Origin of the sequence: Flavobacterium sp. N502540 (assembly GCF_025947365.1) — a bacterium.
GTDB lineage: Bacteria > Bacteroidota > Bacteroidia > Flavobacteriales > Flavobacteriaceae > Flavobacterium.
In genome coordinates this window covers 2755470-2772439 of record NZ_CP110012.1, presented here as the reverse complement: position 1 = coordinate 2772439, position 16970 = coordinate 2755470, and the positions used below count along the sequence as shown (strand labels likewise).

Annotated in this window: 12 protein-coding genes; 9 read left to right on the top strand and 3 right to left on the bottom strand. The window is 38.1% G+C overall.

Going from position 1 to position 16970, the window contains the following annotated elements:
- Positions 1 to 8: 8 nt before the first annotated feature.
- The 9 genes from OLM58_RS11945 to OLM58_RS11905 all read left to right on the top strand — a co-directional run bounded on the left by OLM58_RS11945 (position 9) and on the right by OLM58_RS11905 (position 13131).
- The gene (locus OLM58_RS11945; protein WP_264529082.1) at positions 9 to 596 is read left to right on the top strand and encodes a hypothetical protein; all 588 of its coding nucleotides are present in this window, start codon (positions 9 to 11) and stop codon (positions 594 to 596) included.
- Positions 578 to 1453: a DUF6734 family protein gene (locus tag OLM58_RS11940; protein WP_264529081.1), complete on the top strand. Its 876-nt coding sequence runs from the start codon at positions 578 to 580 to the stop codon at positions 1451 to 1453. The genes OLM58_RS11945 and OLM58_RS11940 overlap by 19 nt, the downstream gene beginning before the upstream one ends.
- Before the next feature lie 79 nt (positions 1454 to 1532).
- Positions 1533 to 3077, top strand: coding sequence for a DUF4157 domain-containing protein (locus OLM58_RS11935; RefSeq protein ID WP_264529080.1), 1545 nt, complete (start codon positions 1533 to 1535; stop codon positions 3075 to 3077).
- A 25-nt stretch (positions 3078 to 3102) separates the two neighbouring features.
- Positions 3103 to 5349 carry a DUF4157 domain-containing protein gene (locus OLM58_RS11930; protein ID WP_264529079.1) on the top strand — a complete coding sequence of 749 codons (2247 nt, stop codon included), beginning with the start codon at positions 3103 to 3105 and terminating at the stop codon, positions 5347 to 5349.
- 78 nt (positions 5350 to 5427) lie between these two features.
- A complete protein-coding gene (locus OLM58_RS11925) occupies positions 5428 to 6531 on the top strand; it encodes a hypothetical protein (RefSeq protein WP_264529078.1) in 1104 nt (367 codons plus the stop codon).
- A gap of 29 nt (positions 6532 to 6560) precedes the next feature.
- Entirely contained in the window at positions 6561 to 10298 is a 3738-nt protein-coding gene (locus tag OLM58_RS11920) for a DUF4157 domain-containing protein (RefSeq protein WP_264529077.1), read from the top strand.
- Positions 10299 to 10316: 18 nt separating this feature from the next.
- On the top strand, positions 10317 to 11306 hold the full coding sequence (locus OLM58_RS11915) for a tetratricopeptide repeat protein (RefSeq protein WP_264529076.1): 990 nt from the start codon (positions 10317 to 10319) through the stop codon (positions 11304 to 11306).
- Complete coding sequence (locus OLM58_RS11910; RefSeq protein ID WP_264529075.1) at positions 11296 to 11799, top strand: hypothetical protein; 504 nt, start codon at positions 11296 to 11298, stop codon at positions 11797 to 11799. The genes OLM58_RS11915 and OLM58_RS11910 overlap by 11 nt, the downstream gene beginning before the upstream one ends.
- A gap of 27 nt (positions 11800 to 11826) precedes the next feature.
- Positions 11827 to 13131: an ATP-binding protein gene (locus OLM58_RS11905; protein WP_264529074.1), complete on the top strand. Its 1305-nt coding sequence runs from the start codon at positions 11827 to 11829 to the stop codon at positions 13129 to 13131.
- Between the two features lie 27 nt (positions 13132 to 13158).
- On the opposite strand, the gene OLM58_RS11900 is transcribed toward OLM58_RS11905, so the two are convergent.
- The 3 genes from OLM58_RS11900 to OLM58_RS11890 are packed head-to-tail and all read right to left on the bottom strand — an operon-like array spanning position 13159 to position 16920.
- Positions 13159 to 14190, bottom strand: a complete 1032-nt coding sequence (locus OLM58_RS11900; protein ID WP_264529073.1) for a TlpA family protein disulfide reductase — start codon at positions 14188 to 14190, stop codon at positions 13159 to 13161.
- 55 nt (positions 14191 to 14245) lie between these two features.
- Positions 14246 to 15487: an amidohydrolase family protein gene (locus OLM58_RS11895; protein ID WP_264529072.1), complete on the bottom strand. Its 1242-nt coding sequence runs from the start codon at positions 15485 to 15487 to the stop codon at positions 14246 to 14248.
- 32 nt (positions 15488 to 15519) lie between these two features.
- Positions 15520 to 16920, bottom strand: coding sequence for a RagB/SusD family nutrient uptake outer membrane protein (locus OLM58_RS11890; RefSeq protein ID WP_264529071.1), 1401 nt, complete (start codon positions 16918 to 16920; stop codon positions 15520 to 15522).
- Between the last annotated feature and the right edge of the window lie 50 nt (positions 16921 to 16970).

The following is a 16970-nucleotide window of genomic DNA, read 5'->3' as shown; positions in this document are numbered from 1 at the left end:
TATAAAACATGGAAACCGAAAAAAACACATTTCTAAAAGAGGATGAACAAAATATTTTCTACGAGCAAAAACAAGCTCTCAAAAATATTTTTGAAAACCTCGATATCACAAAGATTGCCTTTGTAGGCGGAATTGCGGATTACATTAACCTCCGTGCTTATTATGATATGCCCATAAATGATATTGATATTATTTATGAAAATGAAGACGATTTATCACTCATTAAAAAAAATGAAGGGATCACCCGTTTTTTCAACCGCTTTTATGATCTGCAGGGGGAAGTTTTGGTTTCAGAATACCTGATCAACGATAAAAATGTCCATACGGATTATTACAAAAGAGATTTCTCTAAAATAGGCTTGACACAGTCCTATTTATTAGGTGAAATGGTATGGCACGCCACCTTTGATGAAATGAAAACATTTCATAATGACCAGATTCCGAAATTGACCTCAGACGCAACGGGTGAAAAATACGAATGGAAAAGGCTCTATAAACACAGTAAAAAAGCTTCGTTATACAACAACGTCTGCTATCTGGATGAAAAACAACAGCTGCAAACCTTAAGCGATATTTTATGGAAGAACCAAGAATAATATACAGCCTGAACGCTTTTCCTCTGATCAATAATCGTTGGCAAATGGGCAATAAACTTAAGGAAACCGTTTACATGACCGCTTTGAGTATTTTGTACAGTCATCTTTGGTACAAAGACATTGAGCTTTATGCAGACGAAACTGCCTATAACTTTTTGTATATGCTGCCCTGCAGAATCACAAAAATGGATCAGGAACACAATAAAGAATTGTGGATGAAATCAAAAATTCATGCCATCGAAAAGCAAACTAAACCGTTTGTTCACCTCGATACAGATGTATTTATAAAAAAGAAAATCAATTTCAATTTCGACTCCATTATTCTCGAACGCAGAGAATGCGGTTATGAAGCGCACTATAAAAAGCAAATCGATTTTTTTAATCAATACACACAAAATTTACCTTACTGGCATCCTGATTTAGGACTTTCCTACAGCTGTGGCATACTGGGATTTAATGACCTGACACTGCGCGATAAATTTATAAATGCCTATTATGATCTGGAAAAAATCTATACCACAAACCGTAAGGAATTCGAGCCATTAAAACAACAGGGGTTTGAGCCCTGTATTGTCATAGAACAATACAATCTGGCTTCTGTATTAGACTATAACAATATTACGCCTACCCTGCTTCTTAAAGGAAAAAATATAACAGAACAGAGTAAATATGCCAATGAAATAAGCTACAGTCATCTCTTTGGTATTAAAAAGTACAAAAAAGACATTACGGAAGAAATTGAATTTCGATTGTTTAAAATATTTCCGTACTGGTACGCACAAATAAAGATCGAGCTGGAAAAGCATCAGATCATACCAAAAGAAGAAATCAGCTCTCCAACGATGCTCGCATCGTAGCCCCCTTTATTCCGGAAAATTGATCCCGTAAAGGGTAAAGAAATATTTTTTTTATTTCAAATAATAAAACAATGAAGTGATGAGAACGCTAGAAAATAAAAAACCAATTACGCACTCCTCCTCTTCTGCTTTTTTTGGACCTAAAATCCAGAAAAAACTGAAAACCGGAACAGTCGGTGACCAGTTTGAGGTTGAGGCAGAACGGGTTGCTGATAAAGTAGTAAATAATAATTCATCCGGAGGAAGTCTTCTGCAGTCGAAAGAAAACGTACAACAAAAACAAATTGCAAAGACTATCTCTTCTGTTCAGAGTAAGGAAATCAAACAAGAGGAGCCCGTACAGAAAAAATCCGATAAGAAAGAAGAGGAAAAACCGGTACAAAAGAAATCGGACAAGAAAGAGGAAGAGAAACCTGTTCAGAAAAAATCCGACAAAGAAGAAGAAAAGCCAGTTCAGAAGAAATCCGATAAAAAAGAAGAGGAAAAACCGGTACAGAAAAAATCAGACCAGAAGGAAGAAGAGAAACCGGTACAAAAGAAATGCGCCGATTGTGAAAAAGAAGAAAAAGTACAGTCTAAAGATCAAAAAGAAGAAGACAAGGCCGTACAAAAGAAAGAGCAAAATCCCGATGCCGAAATCGAGAATAATGAGCTCGAAGGAAAACTGGACCACTCAAAAGGTGGTGGAAACGGCCTAGACAAAAAAACCAAAAAAGAGATGGAATCGGGTTTTGGTGCAGATTTCAGCGATGTAAAAATTCACACGGATACTAATGCTGTTCAAATGAGTCAGGAATTGGGAGCACAAGCTTTCACCAATGGCAACGATGTCTATTTTAACAAAGGAAAATACAATCCGGATTCCCGGGAAGGGAAACATTTGCTGGCACATGAGTTAACCCATACCATTCAGCAAACCGGAGCGGTGCAAAAATCAGTCGATCCTTCTGCAACTGCAGCTGAAGATTTAGAATCTCCTCGTTTTAAAGGAGATTACAAATTAGAGCAAACGCACGATGATTTAGATTATCTCGCTACCGGATGTAAGGGAGAGCCGGTACAAAAAGTACAATCGGGTTTAATGGATTTGGGTTATCAACTTCCTAAATTCGGTGCCGATGGTGATTTTGGCAGTGAAACACGAGCAGCTGTATTCAAATTTCAATCCGATAACGGTCTGAGCTACGATGGTGTTGTTGGCGTACAAACGATTGGCCGTTTAGATGATATTTATGTTGGAAAAGGCCCAGGCCCGGGCAAAGACAAAAAGAAAAAACCACCAAAGAAAAAAGACAAAAAGACCTGCGATATAACGAATATATTTCACTTCTCCTCAGATCCGGTTCATATTGAAACATTAGAAACAAATGGTGATTGTAAATCATTTTCTATCTCATTAACAACGACAAGAAATAAAAATGAGAACCCCTGTTCAAGTTACAGCGTCGAAATTATCGATTCCACAGGGAAAAGTTTAATGAAACCAACCTCGTTCAAAATTGGCGGTACAGTTCCGATTAATTTCACCGCCCCAACTGCAGGCAAGTTCAGCTTGATCATTGGAACTCCGGCTTCCTGTGGAGAGAATGCTTTTAAAGGTGTGGGATCAAAACACAGACATTAATAAAATCAAGTACCGTTAACGACACATGGGAGCCTTTAACCAAAAATCAAAATCCAATCCTTCCGGACCATCCGCCTTTAATTCAAGGCAGGGTGAGGATTTTTTTGGCGTACAGACAAAACTCAGTATCGGAAAATCGAATGACAAATATGAAGTTGAAGCCGACAAAGCAGCTGATCAAATCGTTTCTCAAAAACAAAATGCCAAATCGGAATCTTTTTTTAGTCCGTCTCCTGTAGTTCAAAAAAAATCATTAGCAGAACGAAGTACGCCTGTTACGCAATTAAAAACGGAACAGGAAGAAACACTTCAAAACAAAACGGAAACGGCTGCCATTGAAGCTCCTAAGACAGTCGAAAAAAATCCGATTTCAAAACCACTGATTCAGCAGAAAAAAACCGAAGAGGAAGTTCAGACCAAAGAAGAGGAACAGGAAATTCAAAAAAGTGCTGACACTGAAACAAGTCCAACAAATACAGCATCGCTGGAAAGCAAACTTCAGAGCAGTAAAGGTGGTGGTTCTCCTATGGCCAATGCCACTCAAAACCAAATGGAATCCGGTTTTGGAGCCAATTTCAGCAAGGTGAGAATCCACAATGATTCTAATGCTGTTCAGATGAACAAGGAACTGGGTTCTCAGGCTTTTGCCAATGGCAATGACGTCTATTTTAACGAAGGAAAATACAATCCCGATTCTCAGGACGGAAAACATCTGTTAGCACACGAACTTACGCACACGATACAGCAAGGCAATAAACCCAACATTCAAAAACAAGATACGCCAAGCAATTTAGACAGTCTAAACGAAATGCTCGACAGCTGGAATGTTCCTGAAGATGAAGTCATTTTAATGTGTTCTCAGCTTAACGATACTGAAAAAGCAACTGTTTTAGGCAATAGCAGCTACAAAACCAGAATGGCTGCAGCACTTAATGTAGCCGAAATGATCAGAGCAGTTAATAATTTGGGAGCTCCTCTAAATACAAAACTGGAATGGGTAAATGCCGCCGCTACCTTTGGAACATTTTTCATGGCGTACAGCGAAATCAAAGGAATGGTGACCGCTGCCGATCAACCGCAAAGAGATGTTTTAAAAACCGATGTCTGGAAAAGCTTTTTTGTTGGCGTTTGTACGAATGCCAATATGATTGAAGCTCTCGACGATTTACAATTTGATTTAATAACAAAATTAATATGGCTTAAAGCAGAGGTCTATTCAGCCAGTTGGTCAATCAGCTATTCAGAGATAAAACCCTGGATTACAAGTGCCAGCACCAATCAAACTGAAAGAGATGCCCTAAAAGTACATACCGATGTAGGCATGAATTTCTTTGTAGACGTTTGCGACAACATCACTATGATTGAAGCCTTAAACGATCTGCAGTTTGATTTAACTACTAAATTGACCTGGCTGAACGCCGAAATGTTCGTAACGAGATTCGAACTCGATTATGCTACTATAAAACCATGGATCATACATTCCAGTACAGACCAGGCACAAAAAGACGCTTTAAAAACACCTCTCTGGAAAGATTTTTTTAGCGCGGTTTGTGATAATACGACCATGGTCGAAGCTGTAACCGATCTCAATTTTGACATTGTAACACAATTAGAATGGATTAATTATGAAGGTTCAGATTTCATTCCGAAACTTACCTGGCTTCTGAATCACAGTACCGATTATGATGTCATTCGAAATGAAATCTTAAGTGCCTCTCCCGGCGACAGACAAGCTGCATTGGCAGATACAAGCATCAGAAGCTTAATCAATTCAAAACTGACGGCTCCGGTTTCTGTTGCTATTTTCTCTCATCTGTTATTGGGTTCAATGTATTGGAGAAACCCTCCTAATAATGATTTCTTTGCCTATTTTGTGACCAATGGCGGTTCCGGAACACTTCCGGCTGCTGCCACTATGAATTGCTGGGAAAGTATCATGTACGCCGCTTATCTGTCTAACAAAATTAATGCTTCCTGGATTCAGACCTTCTATAATAATGCATTTAGTTCCGGCGGAGATCCAAATATTTTGATATGGAGTCAATTGGGATGGAACAGCGGTTTGCCTGTCTATCCGGGTACGACGCCAACGGTCGGACAGTTAATTTTTTATACCGAATCTGGCAGACCTTATCCGGGGCACGTTGCGATGGCAATCGACGGAACGCATGCCATCAGTCTTTGGTCGCAGCCTAATAATGACTTTTTTATACAGCGTGTCAATATTAACGTGTTTTCGGGAGTAATTCAAATTTCTAATCCTCCTTGGTAAATTATGCAATCCGATATGAAAAAGGCTTTATCTTTATTATTAATTTTAGTATTTACCAATTGTCAAAACGTTTCTAAAATGAATCCCGAAAACAAACATGACCTTACTTTTAAAATTGTCTATAAACAATCGATAGATTCCGTACCTGCTTTATCAAAGTATCCTACAATCGGTAAAAACGGACACGAATATTCCCGTATAGACATCCCAAACCCTGAACTTTCATTTCCTGGAAAATATATGGAATTGTATGGAACTTCAGAGGCATTAATTGGTCGATATGTTTCTGAGAATGGCACACGGGACAATCATTTTTTCTCCATCCTCAATGATTCCTTTGACTACCATTCCGATTCGGATGTTATTGATGTGGCTGTTACTGCAAATGGTGATTTTCTGAAGTTAACTTCTGACATCCTGTATATCGTAAAAAAAGATAATGTCAAAATTCAGCATCCTTTAAAAGGAATGAAAATTATTCTTTCAGAAAACAAAGACATTTGGGTAATTGGGATCAGTAATGCGTGGCTGATTGAGGGTGATTATACAAAAATCAAAGTCCTTGAATGGTTCGGCGGTATTCATACTGTTTCTTATCAAAATGCGCTCTATTGCATCGATAATTCTAAAAGCGCAATTGTTTCTTTGGATACAAAAGGTATGGTTACCAATGAGAAAACCGTACAAAATTTCGGTCCCTTTGAAAAGCTCGCCGGCTTCTGGGGCAGTAAATATATTACCCTTGAAGGTTCTACTTTCAGATGGTATGAGAAATCTGTTCTGAAAAGAAAAATAGCACTTCAGTCTGCGGGTGTTTTAAATAATGGAGAGGTATTTATTTCTTATACCGAAAACAAAAAAACCTACTTAAAAACCAATACTATATCAAAAGAATGGGATGTTCCCGAAGATGCTAAAAGTTACATTCTACCCATTGTTTTTGAAAAAGGAGATTCCTATTTCGGTTATCATTTGAACAGCTCTGGTGAATTCAGTAAAAAAGATAAAAAGGCACAAGAAACAAACCATATTGATGAAAAAGTGTACGAAAAAACCATATTGCCTTATCGATGGAAAATTGGACAAAGCCGTTATTTCAATATTCCGAACTACGATAAGTTACTGATATCCCTGGTTGGGCCTAAAGAAATTGTTCTAATGGAGATCAATAGTTCTTTTTAAATTTTAAAACGGTAAAATATGACTTAATTATGGGTGCTCTTGCTAAAAAAACAGCTCATTCCTCCAATCAGACTACCTCAACGAATGAGCGAGGCAGCAGCCCTTTTTTTGGTTTACAGGCAAAACTCAGCATCGGCAAATCAAACGATAAATATGAAGCGGAAGCCGACAAAACTGCAGATCAGATAGTCGCTAAGACTCCTAAAAATAATTCTGAACCGTTTTTTAGTCCATCACCCATCGTTCAAAATAAATTAGAGGAGGTACAGAAAAAGGAGGAAGCCGCTCCTCAAAAATCAATAGCGGAAAACCTCTCTCCCATTGTTCAGTTAAAATCAGAAAAAGAAGAAAAGGAAACCATTGTTCCTGAAAAAGCAACTGTCGAAGAAACTCCTCAGAATAAAACCGAAGTTCCTCAAAACGAAACGGTCAAAACCACTGAAACCATTTCTGTTCCAAAACCAATTGTTCAGCAAAAGAAAACAGAAGAAGAGGTTCAAACTAAAGAGGAAGAAGAAATCCAATCCAAAGAAGACGAAAAAGAGCTTCAAATGAGTGCCGGTGCCAATGCAAATCCTTCCGATGATTCTAATCTGGAAAGCAATTTAAACCATAGCAGAGGTGGTGGTGCTCCACTTTCTAAAAACACTAAAACGGAGATGGAATCCGGTTTTGGGGCTGATTTTAGCAATGTAAGAATTCATAACGATTCAAACGCCGTTCAAATGAACAAAGAGCTGGGTTCACAGGCCTTTGCCAGCGGCAACGACATCTACTTTAACGAAGGCAAATACAATCCGGGGTCACAGGGAGGAAAACACCTTCTGGCACATGAACTAACTCATACCGTTCAACAAGGAGCCAGTGCTGTTCAGCCTAAAATGATCCAGAAAACGACAACTCCATCTACCGGCGGCAGTGCTGTAACACCTCCAACTGGCGTTACACCCCGCGACGAGGCAAATGGTCAATTCAGTTATGAAAAAGGTGGTCTTACCTATCGCATTAGTACAAGCTCATCACTGGCTTTGACACTTCCCCTGATAAGCATTTCTGATTTCAAAGTTAGAAATACAAGCCTGTTCACAAGACCTCTGGTCATGCCGCCTCCCGGACGTAATACACAGCAGCCCCAAAACTGGGATGCAGGAACAGCGGTACAGGCAAACCATAATTTAGACACTAAAATAACCGAAGCAACTCAAAGCGGAGGTTATAGCAGGGCCGAAAATGAAAACGAACGGGTCTATTTCTTTAAAGGAAAAAATAAACCTGAATTAAATATTTTCGGAACACGAGCAGAATTACTGCCACTGGCGAAATTACCAATATGGGATAGAGAGAAAAACGCAACTACTTTTCAAATCGACCATATTGTCGAACATCAATTAGGAGGTAATGACACTGTTGCCAATTACGAATTATTGGAAGCTTCAGCAAATGGAAGTTCAGGTTCTTCTATTGCCTGGGAAATGAACCGTAAAATAAAAGATGCCTATGATGTGTTTATGTCGCCTTATTATCAGACTAAAACAGACAAACCCGTTTTACCCGCACGGCCAGGCAGAGGAAATCAATATGTCAATCTTTTCAAAGACATCGGCTATAACATTTCCTTTTTAGATTTTAATTTTGCACTACGCACACAAACCGGAATGCCCGATCGATACTGGTCTTTCGATGAGATTAATCGAGGACTTCATTTGAATGAAATTGAGTCGCTAACAGGAGATGAAATGAGGAGAATGGGTACTGAAGACGATCCTGCCTTATTCATCTCTCCAAATGGAGGCGAGCGGCTAACAATTCCTCAAGGTAACCGATATCCTGTCGAAGGGTGGCTTCCAAGAGTCGATTTAAAAGAGCGTCCCGATTTTCAAAATCTGACTCTGAAAGTCGATGCCTACAAATCAGCAGACCTGAGAAATACCAACAAAATATCGGCCTCTTATCCGGATATGACCTGGAATTTAAAGAAAATTCCAAATACCTATATCTTTTATGTAGACAAACAATCCACTATAGATAATGCCGTAACCGGTACCGGAGGTGTTTTCCAAAGTTTGCGTTTACCCGGAATGAGTCCGATTCAAATCGACCAGATGGACCTTACTCCTGCCGGATTTGCCGGAAGCGGAAAAGTATTACCTACCGTTCCTTTAATAAGCGATGCCGATATTGATATTGTAATCGATGGAGATGGTGTTCGCTTAAGAAAATTATTCACGGCAGATGAATTTCATTTCCCTTCCCCATTCGTTATCGAAAATGCTTCACTCGAAGTCTCGTTCGGAACAAACGGATTGGGAATTGCCGGAAGGGTCGATTTTGGAATCAATAACGTAGGAAGCGGACACATACAGGCAGCAGCTTCCATGGCCAACGGATTTGCCCTCGAAGGAGCCTTTAATTTTGACAGTACCTTATTTAATCCTGCCGAGATCAATGTGGAATATAAAGATAATATTTGGACTATAGGCGGAAGAATTGGTATTACACAAGGAACTATCAGAGGGGTAAAAAGTGCCACAATAGAAGCCCGATACAGCGAAAATACCTTTACGGCATCAGGAGAAGCGGAACTTGACATTCCGGGAATCAGAAGCGGAACCATGCAGGCGACCTACAGCGATGACGGATTCTCAATTGGTGGTCAGTTTCAATTAAGAGATGACATTCCGGGAATTAGAGGAGGAAGTGTTTCGGCTTCCATTGCCAAACAAAACGGAGCGGAAGAGTACAATGTAAGCGTTTCAGGTACGGCACAGCCTAAGATCCCGGGGATCAATTCTTCTTTAACCGTTACCTATGAGAATGGCGCGCTAACACTTACCGGATCTGCCGATTACTCAAGAGGAATGCTAAGCGGTTCTGTGACCGTAGGAGCGACCAACCGAACGATCGGCGAAGATGGCCAACCCACTGGTGAACCTGATGATACCATGCGAGTTTACGGAGGAGGAACCTTAACGCTTCAGTTAACTCCATGGCTTGCCGCCACCGCTGGCGTTAAATTTTTACCAAATGGCGAAATGGAAGTGACCGCCAGATTGGCAACCGACACTTATGATGTATTCCCCCGCAAACAATTTGACCGAAATTTATTCACCGTTCCAACAATTGAAATTCCACTGTTTGCCATACCACTGGGTCCGAGAAGTCTTGGATTGGTTGCCCAGGCCAGTGGTGGTCTCGATTTCACTGCAGGATTTGGTCCGGGCCAGTTACGAAACTTGTCTGCCGAAATTACATACAATCCGGAACACGAAGAATTGACAACAGTGGCCGGACATGGCGAATTTGCAATTCCTGCCGATGCCGGTTTAACCCTACACGGTGATTTAGGATTAGGCCTAAGTATCGGAATTGCCAGTTTATCGGGTGGAATTGAACTCGCCGGAACATTAGGACTTGAAGGGGAAGCCGGAGCTTCTGTCGATGTGAACTGGAGTCCTCAAACCGGACTCGCATTAGACGCCGAAGGTCATATAACGGTAAATCCCAAATTTACATTTGACATCAATGCCTTTGCCCGTGCAAGTCTCGGAATCGGATGGTTCTCTATTTCTGAAACCTGGCGATATAATCTGGCATCTTTTAGTTGGGGGCCGGACATTCAGTTTGGTTTGGTATTCCCAATTCATTATAGAGAAGGCGAACCTTTTGACATCTCTTTCGATGATATTGAAGTAATTTATCCTGAACTGGATGTAATTGATATGGCTAAAGACCTGGCTTCCGATGTCAAAGATGATATTTTTGATTAACGCTTAAAATGATTTATTATGAAAACAGACCCTAAAGAAATCAACAATCAAGGAGTCGCATACTTTCTGAATAACAATTTTGCCGAGGCGAAAAATAAATATATGGAAGCACTCTCTTTAGATGCCAACAATACGACTGCTTTAAATAATTTAGGTCTTTTATATCTTCATGAAAAAAAGAATAAAGAAGCAGAAGCCTTGTTCCGAAAAGCATTTACGGTCTCAGAGAATGAAACCTATGCCTTAAATCTTGGACACAGCCTGACCAATCAAAATCAGTTTGAAGAAGCCGAGAAATACTATCTAAAAAGTATCGATATCAAAAAAACCAATTTACAGTCCTGGGAAAGTTTGGTTTCACTTTATGAATATACCGGACAATTTCAAAAAGCAACAGATACTTTACAAACCATAATTCTTACTCTGAATCATCACGTCACCTATAAAATAAGACTTTCAAAAATCTTAATCAAAACTGAAAAATATAAGGAAGCGCTGGACCTATTGCACAACTCACTGGATGAAAAAGGCACCGAGTCTGAAGTTTTATATTACATCGCATTTACACATTTCAAAAATCAAAATTTAGGTCTGGCAAAAACAGCTGTCGAAAGCAGTTTACGTTATAATCCTTTCCGGGAATTATCTCTTGAGCTCGGAGCAACAATAGCCCTGAGTTTATCTGATAATGAAACAGCTGTAAACTATTGGAATAGAATACTGGAAATCAACCCAATGAATCATATTGTAAGAATCAACAAGAGCCTGCTTCTCATTAGCAAAAAAGAACTCGAACAAGCGATAAACGAACTTGCATACGTACTCCATTTTGATTCAAAAAACGCAAAAGCACTCTATTACAAAGCATTGCTCTATCTGGAAGAAAAGAGTACATCCGCTGAAGGAGAAAAAATCCTGACCGATTTAACACAATCTGAAAATGACTATGCAGATATGGCTTTTCAAATGATAAATAGTTTAATTAAAAAGAAAGATCATGTGGATTAATGAATTTAAAGATTTGGATGAAATTAAAGCTTTTTTGATCGATCAAATTAATTACGATGAAAGTAATGGTTTTTCGTTCATGCAGATTGCCTTAAAAACCGATTTTAAAAAAGTAACCGATATACTTGGAGAACCTGATACGCTCAATTCAAAAAGTGAACAACAGCAAACAATAATTTACAATGCCATGGTAGATCATCCGACAGAAGGAAAAAGAGACCATCATAAATTGAATGCTCTTTTTTGGTTTTTTCATTATGAACCGTTAGAAACAATCCGTATTCATTTTGATTATTATAAAATGGGCCGATTTACCGTTTCCTATACTAATTTTATTCATGAACTGTTCTTGTCTATTATTGAGAAGTTAGGCAAACCCGATAAAAAATCACTACGACAAGGAAAAGAACAAGTCACCTACACCAGAGAAAAATACAGCCTTTCTTTATGGTCAAATGTTGAAGGATTAAGAATTCAAATAATGCAACAATAAGAACCCGGATAAAAATGATATAACAAAATGGAAAATATATTCACTTACCTGAAAAGCCAATTTATCTTTCAGCTTGACAGACTTTTTCAAGCCGAAAACCCAACCGGAAAACCTGTTTTAAATCAACTGGATTCCAGCGGGTTTATTAACGAATTTATCATTGAAAATAACCTCACCGAAACAGATACTCTCTTATTGGGATTAGCTCTTGTGCATCATATCAAACCTGACTTTTTAAGTTCAATTATTGCAGAATATTTACCTAACGGAGGAGAATTACCTGAATTTGGAGGTGTGAAATCAAAGAACCACCGCGGCATTTTACCAACAGGCGAAACGGCTCAATTTTTAGTTGCAGGGAATGATCTCGATAACCGGATTTCATTCTATAATTACCTGCACAATCAATCTTTTTTGTATCAAAAAAGAATCATTAAAATAGAATCTGTTCCAAATGGTGAACCTAAACTGAGTGGTTTACTGATTCTTGAAGACGAATACATCGAAAAATTCATCACCGGAAAAATCTTAAAACCTCAGCTTAGCAGTATTTTCCCTGCTCAGCTAATTGAGACCGCATTAGACTGGGACGATCTGGTGCTCAATTCTTCAACTTTAAATCAGATTAAAGAAATAGAAACCTGGCTTAAATTTAATGAGATTCTGCTTCACGAATGGAACATGAAAGCTAAAATTAAACCAGGTTTCAGAGTGATGTTTTATGGTGCGCCGGGAACCGGAAAAACCCTTACGGCCTCACTTCTTGGAAAATATACGCAAAGAGATGTTTACCGAATTGACTTGTCTATGGTAATTTCGAAATACATTGGCGAAACCGAAAAAAATCTGTCAGCTCTTTTTGACAAAGCCGCCGATAAAGACTGGATTCTTTTTTTCGATGAAGCTGATGCCATTTTCGGAAAAAGAACTAACGTAAGAGATGCTCATGATAAATACGCCAATCAGGAAGTGTCCTACCTGCTGCAGCGTATCGAGAATCATCCCGGACTGGTTATACTGGCTTCTAATTTTAAAGCAAATATTGACACCGCTTTTACCCGAAGATTTCAATCCATAATTGAATTTGAGGTACCTTCTTCCCGTGAACGCTTACAGCTTTGGGAGAACAACCTGCCCAAAGGAATTAGAATCGCTGAAGATGTAAATCTTAACGAACTTTCAAAAAAATACGACATTACCGGAGCCAATATTGTGAACATCATTCAATATGCCTGTCTGAAAACACTCGAAGACGAAAACGAAAGTATCAAACTTCATCATCTTCTTCAAGGAATTAAAAAAGAGTATGCAAAAGAGGGCAAAATGATGTAACCTAACCTTCTCTATTTACAAAATAAACTACTGAACACCAGATTCTTTAAACAACACTTTTAATCGATCTTCAGATGGTCTGGGTGCATTCGGATCCACAATATTACCTTGCGGATCGATTAAAATGAATCGTGGAATACCGATCACTTCATAAGCAGTCTCAAAGGAAGTATCTCCATTAGCAAATAATTGAACTCCTGTCAATCCAAGATCCGTCACCATTTTTTTCCATTTGTCATGATCTTTTACACGATCTGTAGAGATGCTCACAAAAACAATATTTTTATCATGAAATTCTTTCTCACAGGCTTTAAGAAATGGAATTTCTTTTTTACACGGTCCGCACCAGGTTGCCCATAAATCAATATAAACAAACTTACCCTTAAAGTCATCTAAAGAGGTTTTGCTACCATCAAAATTCTCGTAATTAGAAAATTTTGGTGAAACTTTTCCTTTAGGCAAAACTTCTTCCTGATGTTTTTTTAATCCTGTAGTTTTATCATATCGGGCCACGCAGCTTTTCTTAAAATCATCAAAATTTTTATTTTCAGATTGAACAAAAGGCATTTCCAGACCTTTTGTTTCGGAAAGCAGCTTTTGATAACCTGCTACAATTTTATCTATTCTTGCCAGAAATTCATCTTTCCCCAGTTGAAAAATTGATTTATCTGAAGTTGCTTTTTCAGTATACAAGGCTTTCTTAAATAAATATTTGTTAGGTATAGCGCCCTCACCTGTAAAAGCCATTGTCTCATCCCATTGTTTCGTATCGAAAGTAATTTTAAGATTATAACCATTTTTAAGGTAAAAAAAGCCTTGTTCTTTTCCATCAAATATGCCATAAACTCCTTCTTTTACACGAAGTGTATCAGAAAAGGTCCCATCTGTCTTAATGTTAATTCTTTTAAGCGGTTTTCTATTTATAAAAACGAGCAAAGAATCTGAATTTTTATCTGTAATTTTTCCGGACAAACGTACATAGTCTTTTGTGCTTTTCTGTGCAAAGCAATTTAAACTAAGAATAAGAACTATAATTCTTAAACAATACCATTTCTTCATTAGATTTCTCTTTTAAATTTTATTATGCATTACTTTTTTTGCGGAGTTCCGGAAATTATTCTTTCTTATAAATAATTCCGGACTTCACGGTCATAAAACCGTCTTTTAGATTTTCAATATTTTGTACAGGATCTGAATTGGTTATATAAAGATCTGCGCGTTTGCCAATAGCTATAATCCCTCTGTCTTGTATTCCAATACTTTCTGCCCCAATTCGTGTAGCACTTATCAGAACATCTTTGTTGGTAAAGCCACAGTTGTCAGTCAATATTTTTATCTCTTTGAATAATGGAACAACATTATCTTTTTCGAATAAATAAGGCCAATCTGTCCCTGTAGACACCTTAACACCAAGCTCATGGGCTCTTTTAGTTATTTTCATCCCATCAAAAAGTTTATTGTTGTTTCCCATGTAATTGGTTGCATCCAGTATCACATTGTTTGCTTTCATCAGGAGTAACAACTTGTCCATTTTTATATTGTCGATGGCTGGTGGTCTTTTGTGATGATCCATCTTTCCTACTGAAAAATCATATGGAATATCGAACGCATGCGACATAGAATTTACTTTCGCATCAGCAGCATCCGTTGGTGTAGCAGGAAATACTGCCGCATGGCTCCAACTCTGTAATCCTTGCTTCTTTGCTTCTTTCACAATTTTTTTGATCAGCTTAACACTTAAATCTGAGTATATTTTTATTCCGGTTACACCAGCTCCTTTTGCTTCAGCTACAACCATTTTAATATTTGTCGTGTCTGTAATAGTACGTTCCCAGGGAGTATCTTTTTCTTTAGTATACTTTCTCACTTCATTAAAATATTCTGGTCCTGCAAATTGAGCTGCGTAAAAAATGGAAGGAGCCGGCAATTGATTCAGTTTGCTTGCTCGTTTATAATCTGCAAGAATAATAGCATTTCCTACCATGTCTCTGACTGTTGTTATCCCGGCATAGATCATTTTAGAAAGCTGGTCCTCCATATATTTATTATTTTCCTCTCTATTGAGATTCGGAACTGTTGCCAGATGAACATGTGTGTCTATCAATCCGGGTAAAACATATTTTCCGGTGATATCGATTACTGCTGCTCCCGGATACGCACTAAAATTATCAGTATACAAAATATCAGCAATTTGATTGCCCTTAATGATGATACTGCCTGTCTTTAAATCAAATGTATCATCAAAAATAAATCCGTTCTTTAGTATGGTTACTTTTATGTCTACCTTCTTTTGTGAGTATCCGGTTATTAGGTTAAATAGCGAAAACAAAAAGATTAGAGCCAATTTTTTTTTCATATCAGAGCGTTTTATAGTATTTGAAAACAGATTTAATATCCCGGATTTTGTGCAATGCCAGAACGATCAATTTCAGTCTGTGGAATAGGTAAGGCAAATCGATTGGCATTCGCTGTCAAACCAGTACCATCTGCCCTGTTAAAACCTAATCCAAGTCTTTTAAGATCGGTAAATCTAAAGCCTTCAAAGGCCAATTCTCTTCTTCTCTCATTTAAAATTTCTTTACCCAGATCGGTCCCTGTATAATTCCCTATACCTCTGGCATTTCTTAATTTATTGAGGTTAATTAATGCTGAGGCATTATCACTTCCCTGGAAGTAAGATTCTGCCAGTATTAAATACAATTCAGGTACTCTCATTAATTTTAAATCTATATTACCTGGATCTGATGCCGAAGCGTTTGTAGTTCGGGTACCTGCTTGTTTTTTAGGATAATAACTGTTTGCGATAGTAGGATGATTTTTAAAATATACTGTAAATCTAAAATCTTTCGTCTTATCGTAAAGATTGATTAAATCAGTCGATACCAAATAGGGATAACTCGAAAGCACAGGTATAGCCAAAAGTGCTGCATTCTGTCCCATTTCGGTATTTTCAAAACGTATTCTGAAAATAATTTCACCAGAATCATCCTTATCCCATTCCTTTTGCAGAGCAGCCAGCGTATTATCTAATTTATATCTGGCATCTGTTAAGGCTAAATTACTGTATACAATTGCATTTTTGTAATCGGCTGTCTCATGACATACACGGGCTGACAATGCATAAATAGCCGTCTTAGAAATCCTGTACGAATTAACCGTATTGGTGGCTAAAGCTGCTGCTTCATTCAAATCTGCCTGAATAAACTGAATCACTTCAGCTGTCGTATTTCTTTGTTTTATATCTAACAACTTGTCTGTTTCGAATCGATAGGGGACCGATAACGCTTTTTTATCAATAATATAAGCAGGTGAATAAAAGCGGTATAAATTATAATATAGCAGTGCTCTTATACCTAAGGCTTCTCCCAAAAAAGCATCTTTATTGGGTAAAGAACTTATCCTTGCCATCTTAATAATCGTATTCACATGATTAATCGCCTGATACGAAATCCTCCAGAATCCCTCTACATTACCGGTTGCGCTACTGTAGCCCAGTGGATATATGTTTCCAGAGCTGTTATCGAAAGAAAAGTCTTTTGAATTTGTTGAACTTAAAAGATCATCACTAATAGCTTCCGGAATGGTGTAAATTCCAAAGTAATACCCGTAAAAATCTTGTTTCATAACAGCATAAACACCATCCAAAGCACTTCTGAAACCGCCTTCTGTCTGAAAGAGTGTTTCGGGAGCCAATTGATCCAAAGGTTCTTTGTTGATAATATCATCAGAGCAGCTGCTAAATAAAGTAACCACTACTGCCGTAAAGAATAATTTTATATTTGTTTTCATATGTCGCTCTTTATTTTTTCTGTCGAATAAAACTCTTTTATGTCCCTTAT

Excerpts from the sequence above, each read along its gene's own strand:
- OLM58_RS11945 (WP_264529082.1), top strand. The coding sequence starts at position 9 with ATGGAAACCGAAAAAAACACATTTCTAAAAGAGGATGAACAAAATATT.
- OLM58_RS11940 (WP_264529081.1), top strand. The coding sequence starts at position 578 with ATGGAAGAACCAAGAATAATATACAGCCTGAACGCTTTTCCTCTGATC.
- OLM58_RS11935 (WP_264529080.1), top strand. The coding sequence starts at position 1,533 with ATGAGAACGCTAGAAAATAAAAAACCAATTACGCACTCCTCCTCTTCT.
- OLM58_RS11930 (WP_264529079.1), top strand. The coding sequence starts at position 3,103 with ATGGGAGCCTTTAACCAAAAATCAAAATCCAATCCTTCCGGACCATCC.
- OLM58_RS11925 (WP_264529078.1), top strand. The coding sequence starts at position 5,428 with ATGAATCCCGAAAACAAACATGACCTTACTTTTAAAATTGTCTATAAA.
- OLM58_RS11920 (WP_264529077.1), top strand. The coding sequence starts at position 6,561 with ATGGGTGCTCTTGCTAAAAAAACAGCTCATTCCTCCAATCAGACTACC.
- OLM58_RS11915 (WP_264529076.1), top strand. The coding sequence starts at position 10,317 with ATGAAAACAGACCCTAAAGAAATCAACAATCAAGGAGTCGCATACTTT.
- OLM58_RS11910 (WP_264529075.1), top strand. The coding sequence starts at position 11,296 with ATGTGGATTAATGAATTTAAAGATTTGGATGAAATTAAAGCTTTTTTG.
- OLM58_RS11905 (WP_264529074.1), top strand. The coding sequence starts at position 11,827 with ATGGAAAATATATTCACTTACCTGAAAAGCCAATTTATCTTTCAGCTT.
- OLM58_RS11900 (WP_264529073.1), bottom strand. The coding sequence starts at position 14,190 with ATGAAGAAATGGTATTGTTTAAGAATTATAGTTCTTATTCTTAGTTTA.
- OLM58_RS11895 (WP_264529072.1), bottom strand. The coding sequence starts at position 15,487 with ATGAAAAAAAAATTGGCTCTAATCTTTTTGTTTTCGCTATTTAACCTA.
- OLM58_RS11890 (WP_264529071.1), bottom strand. The coding sequence starts at position 16,920 with ATGAAAACAAATATAAAATTATTCTTTACGGCAGTAGTGGTTACTTTA.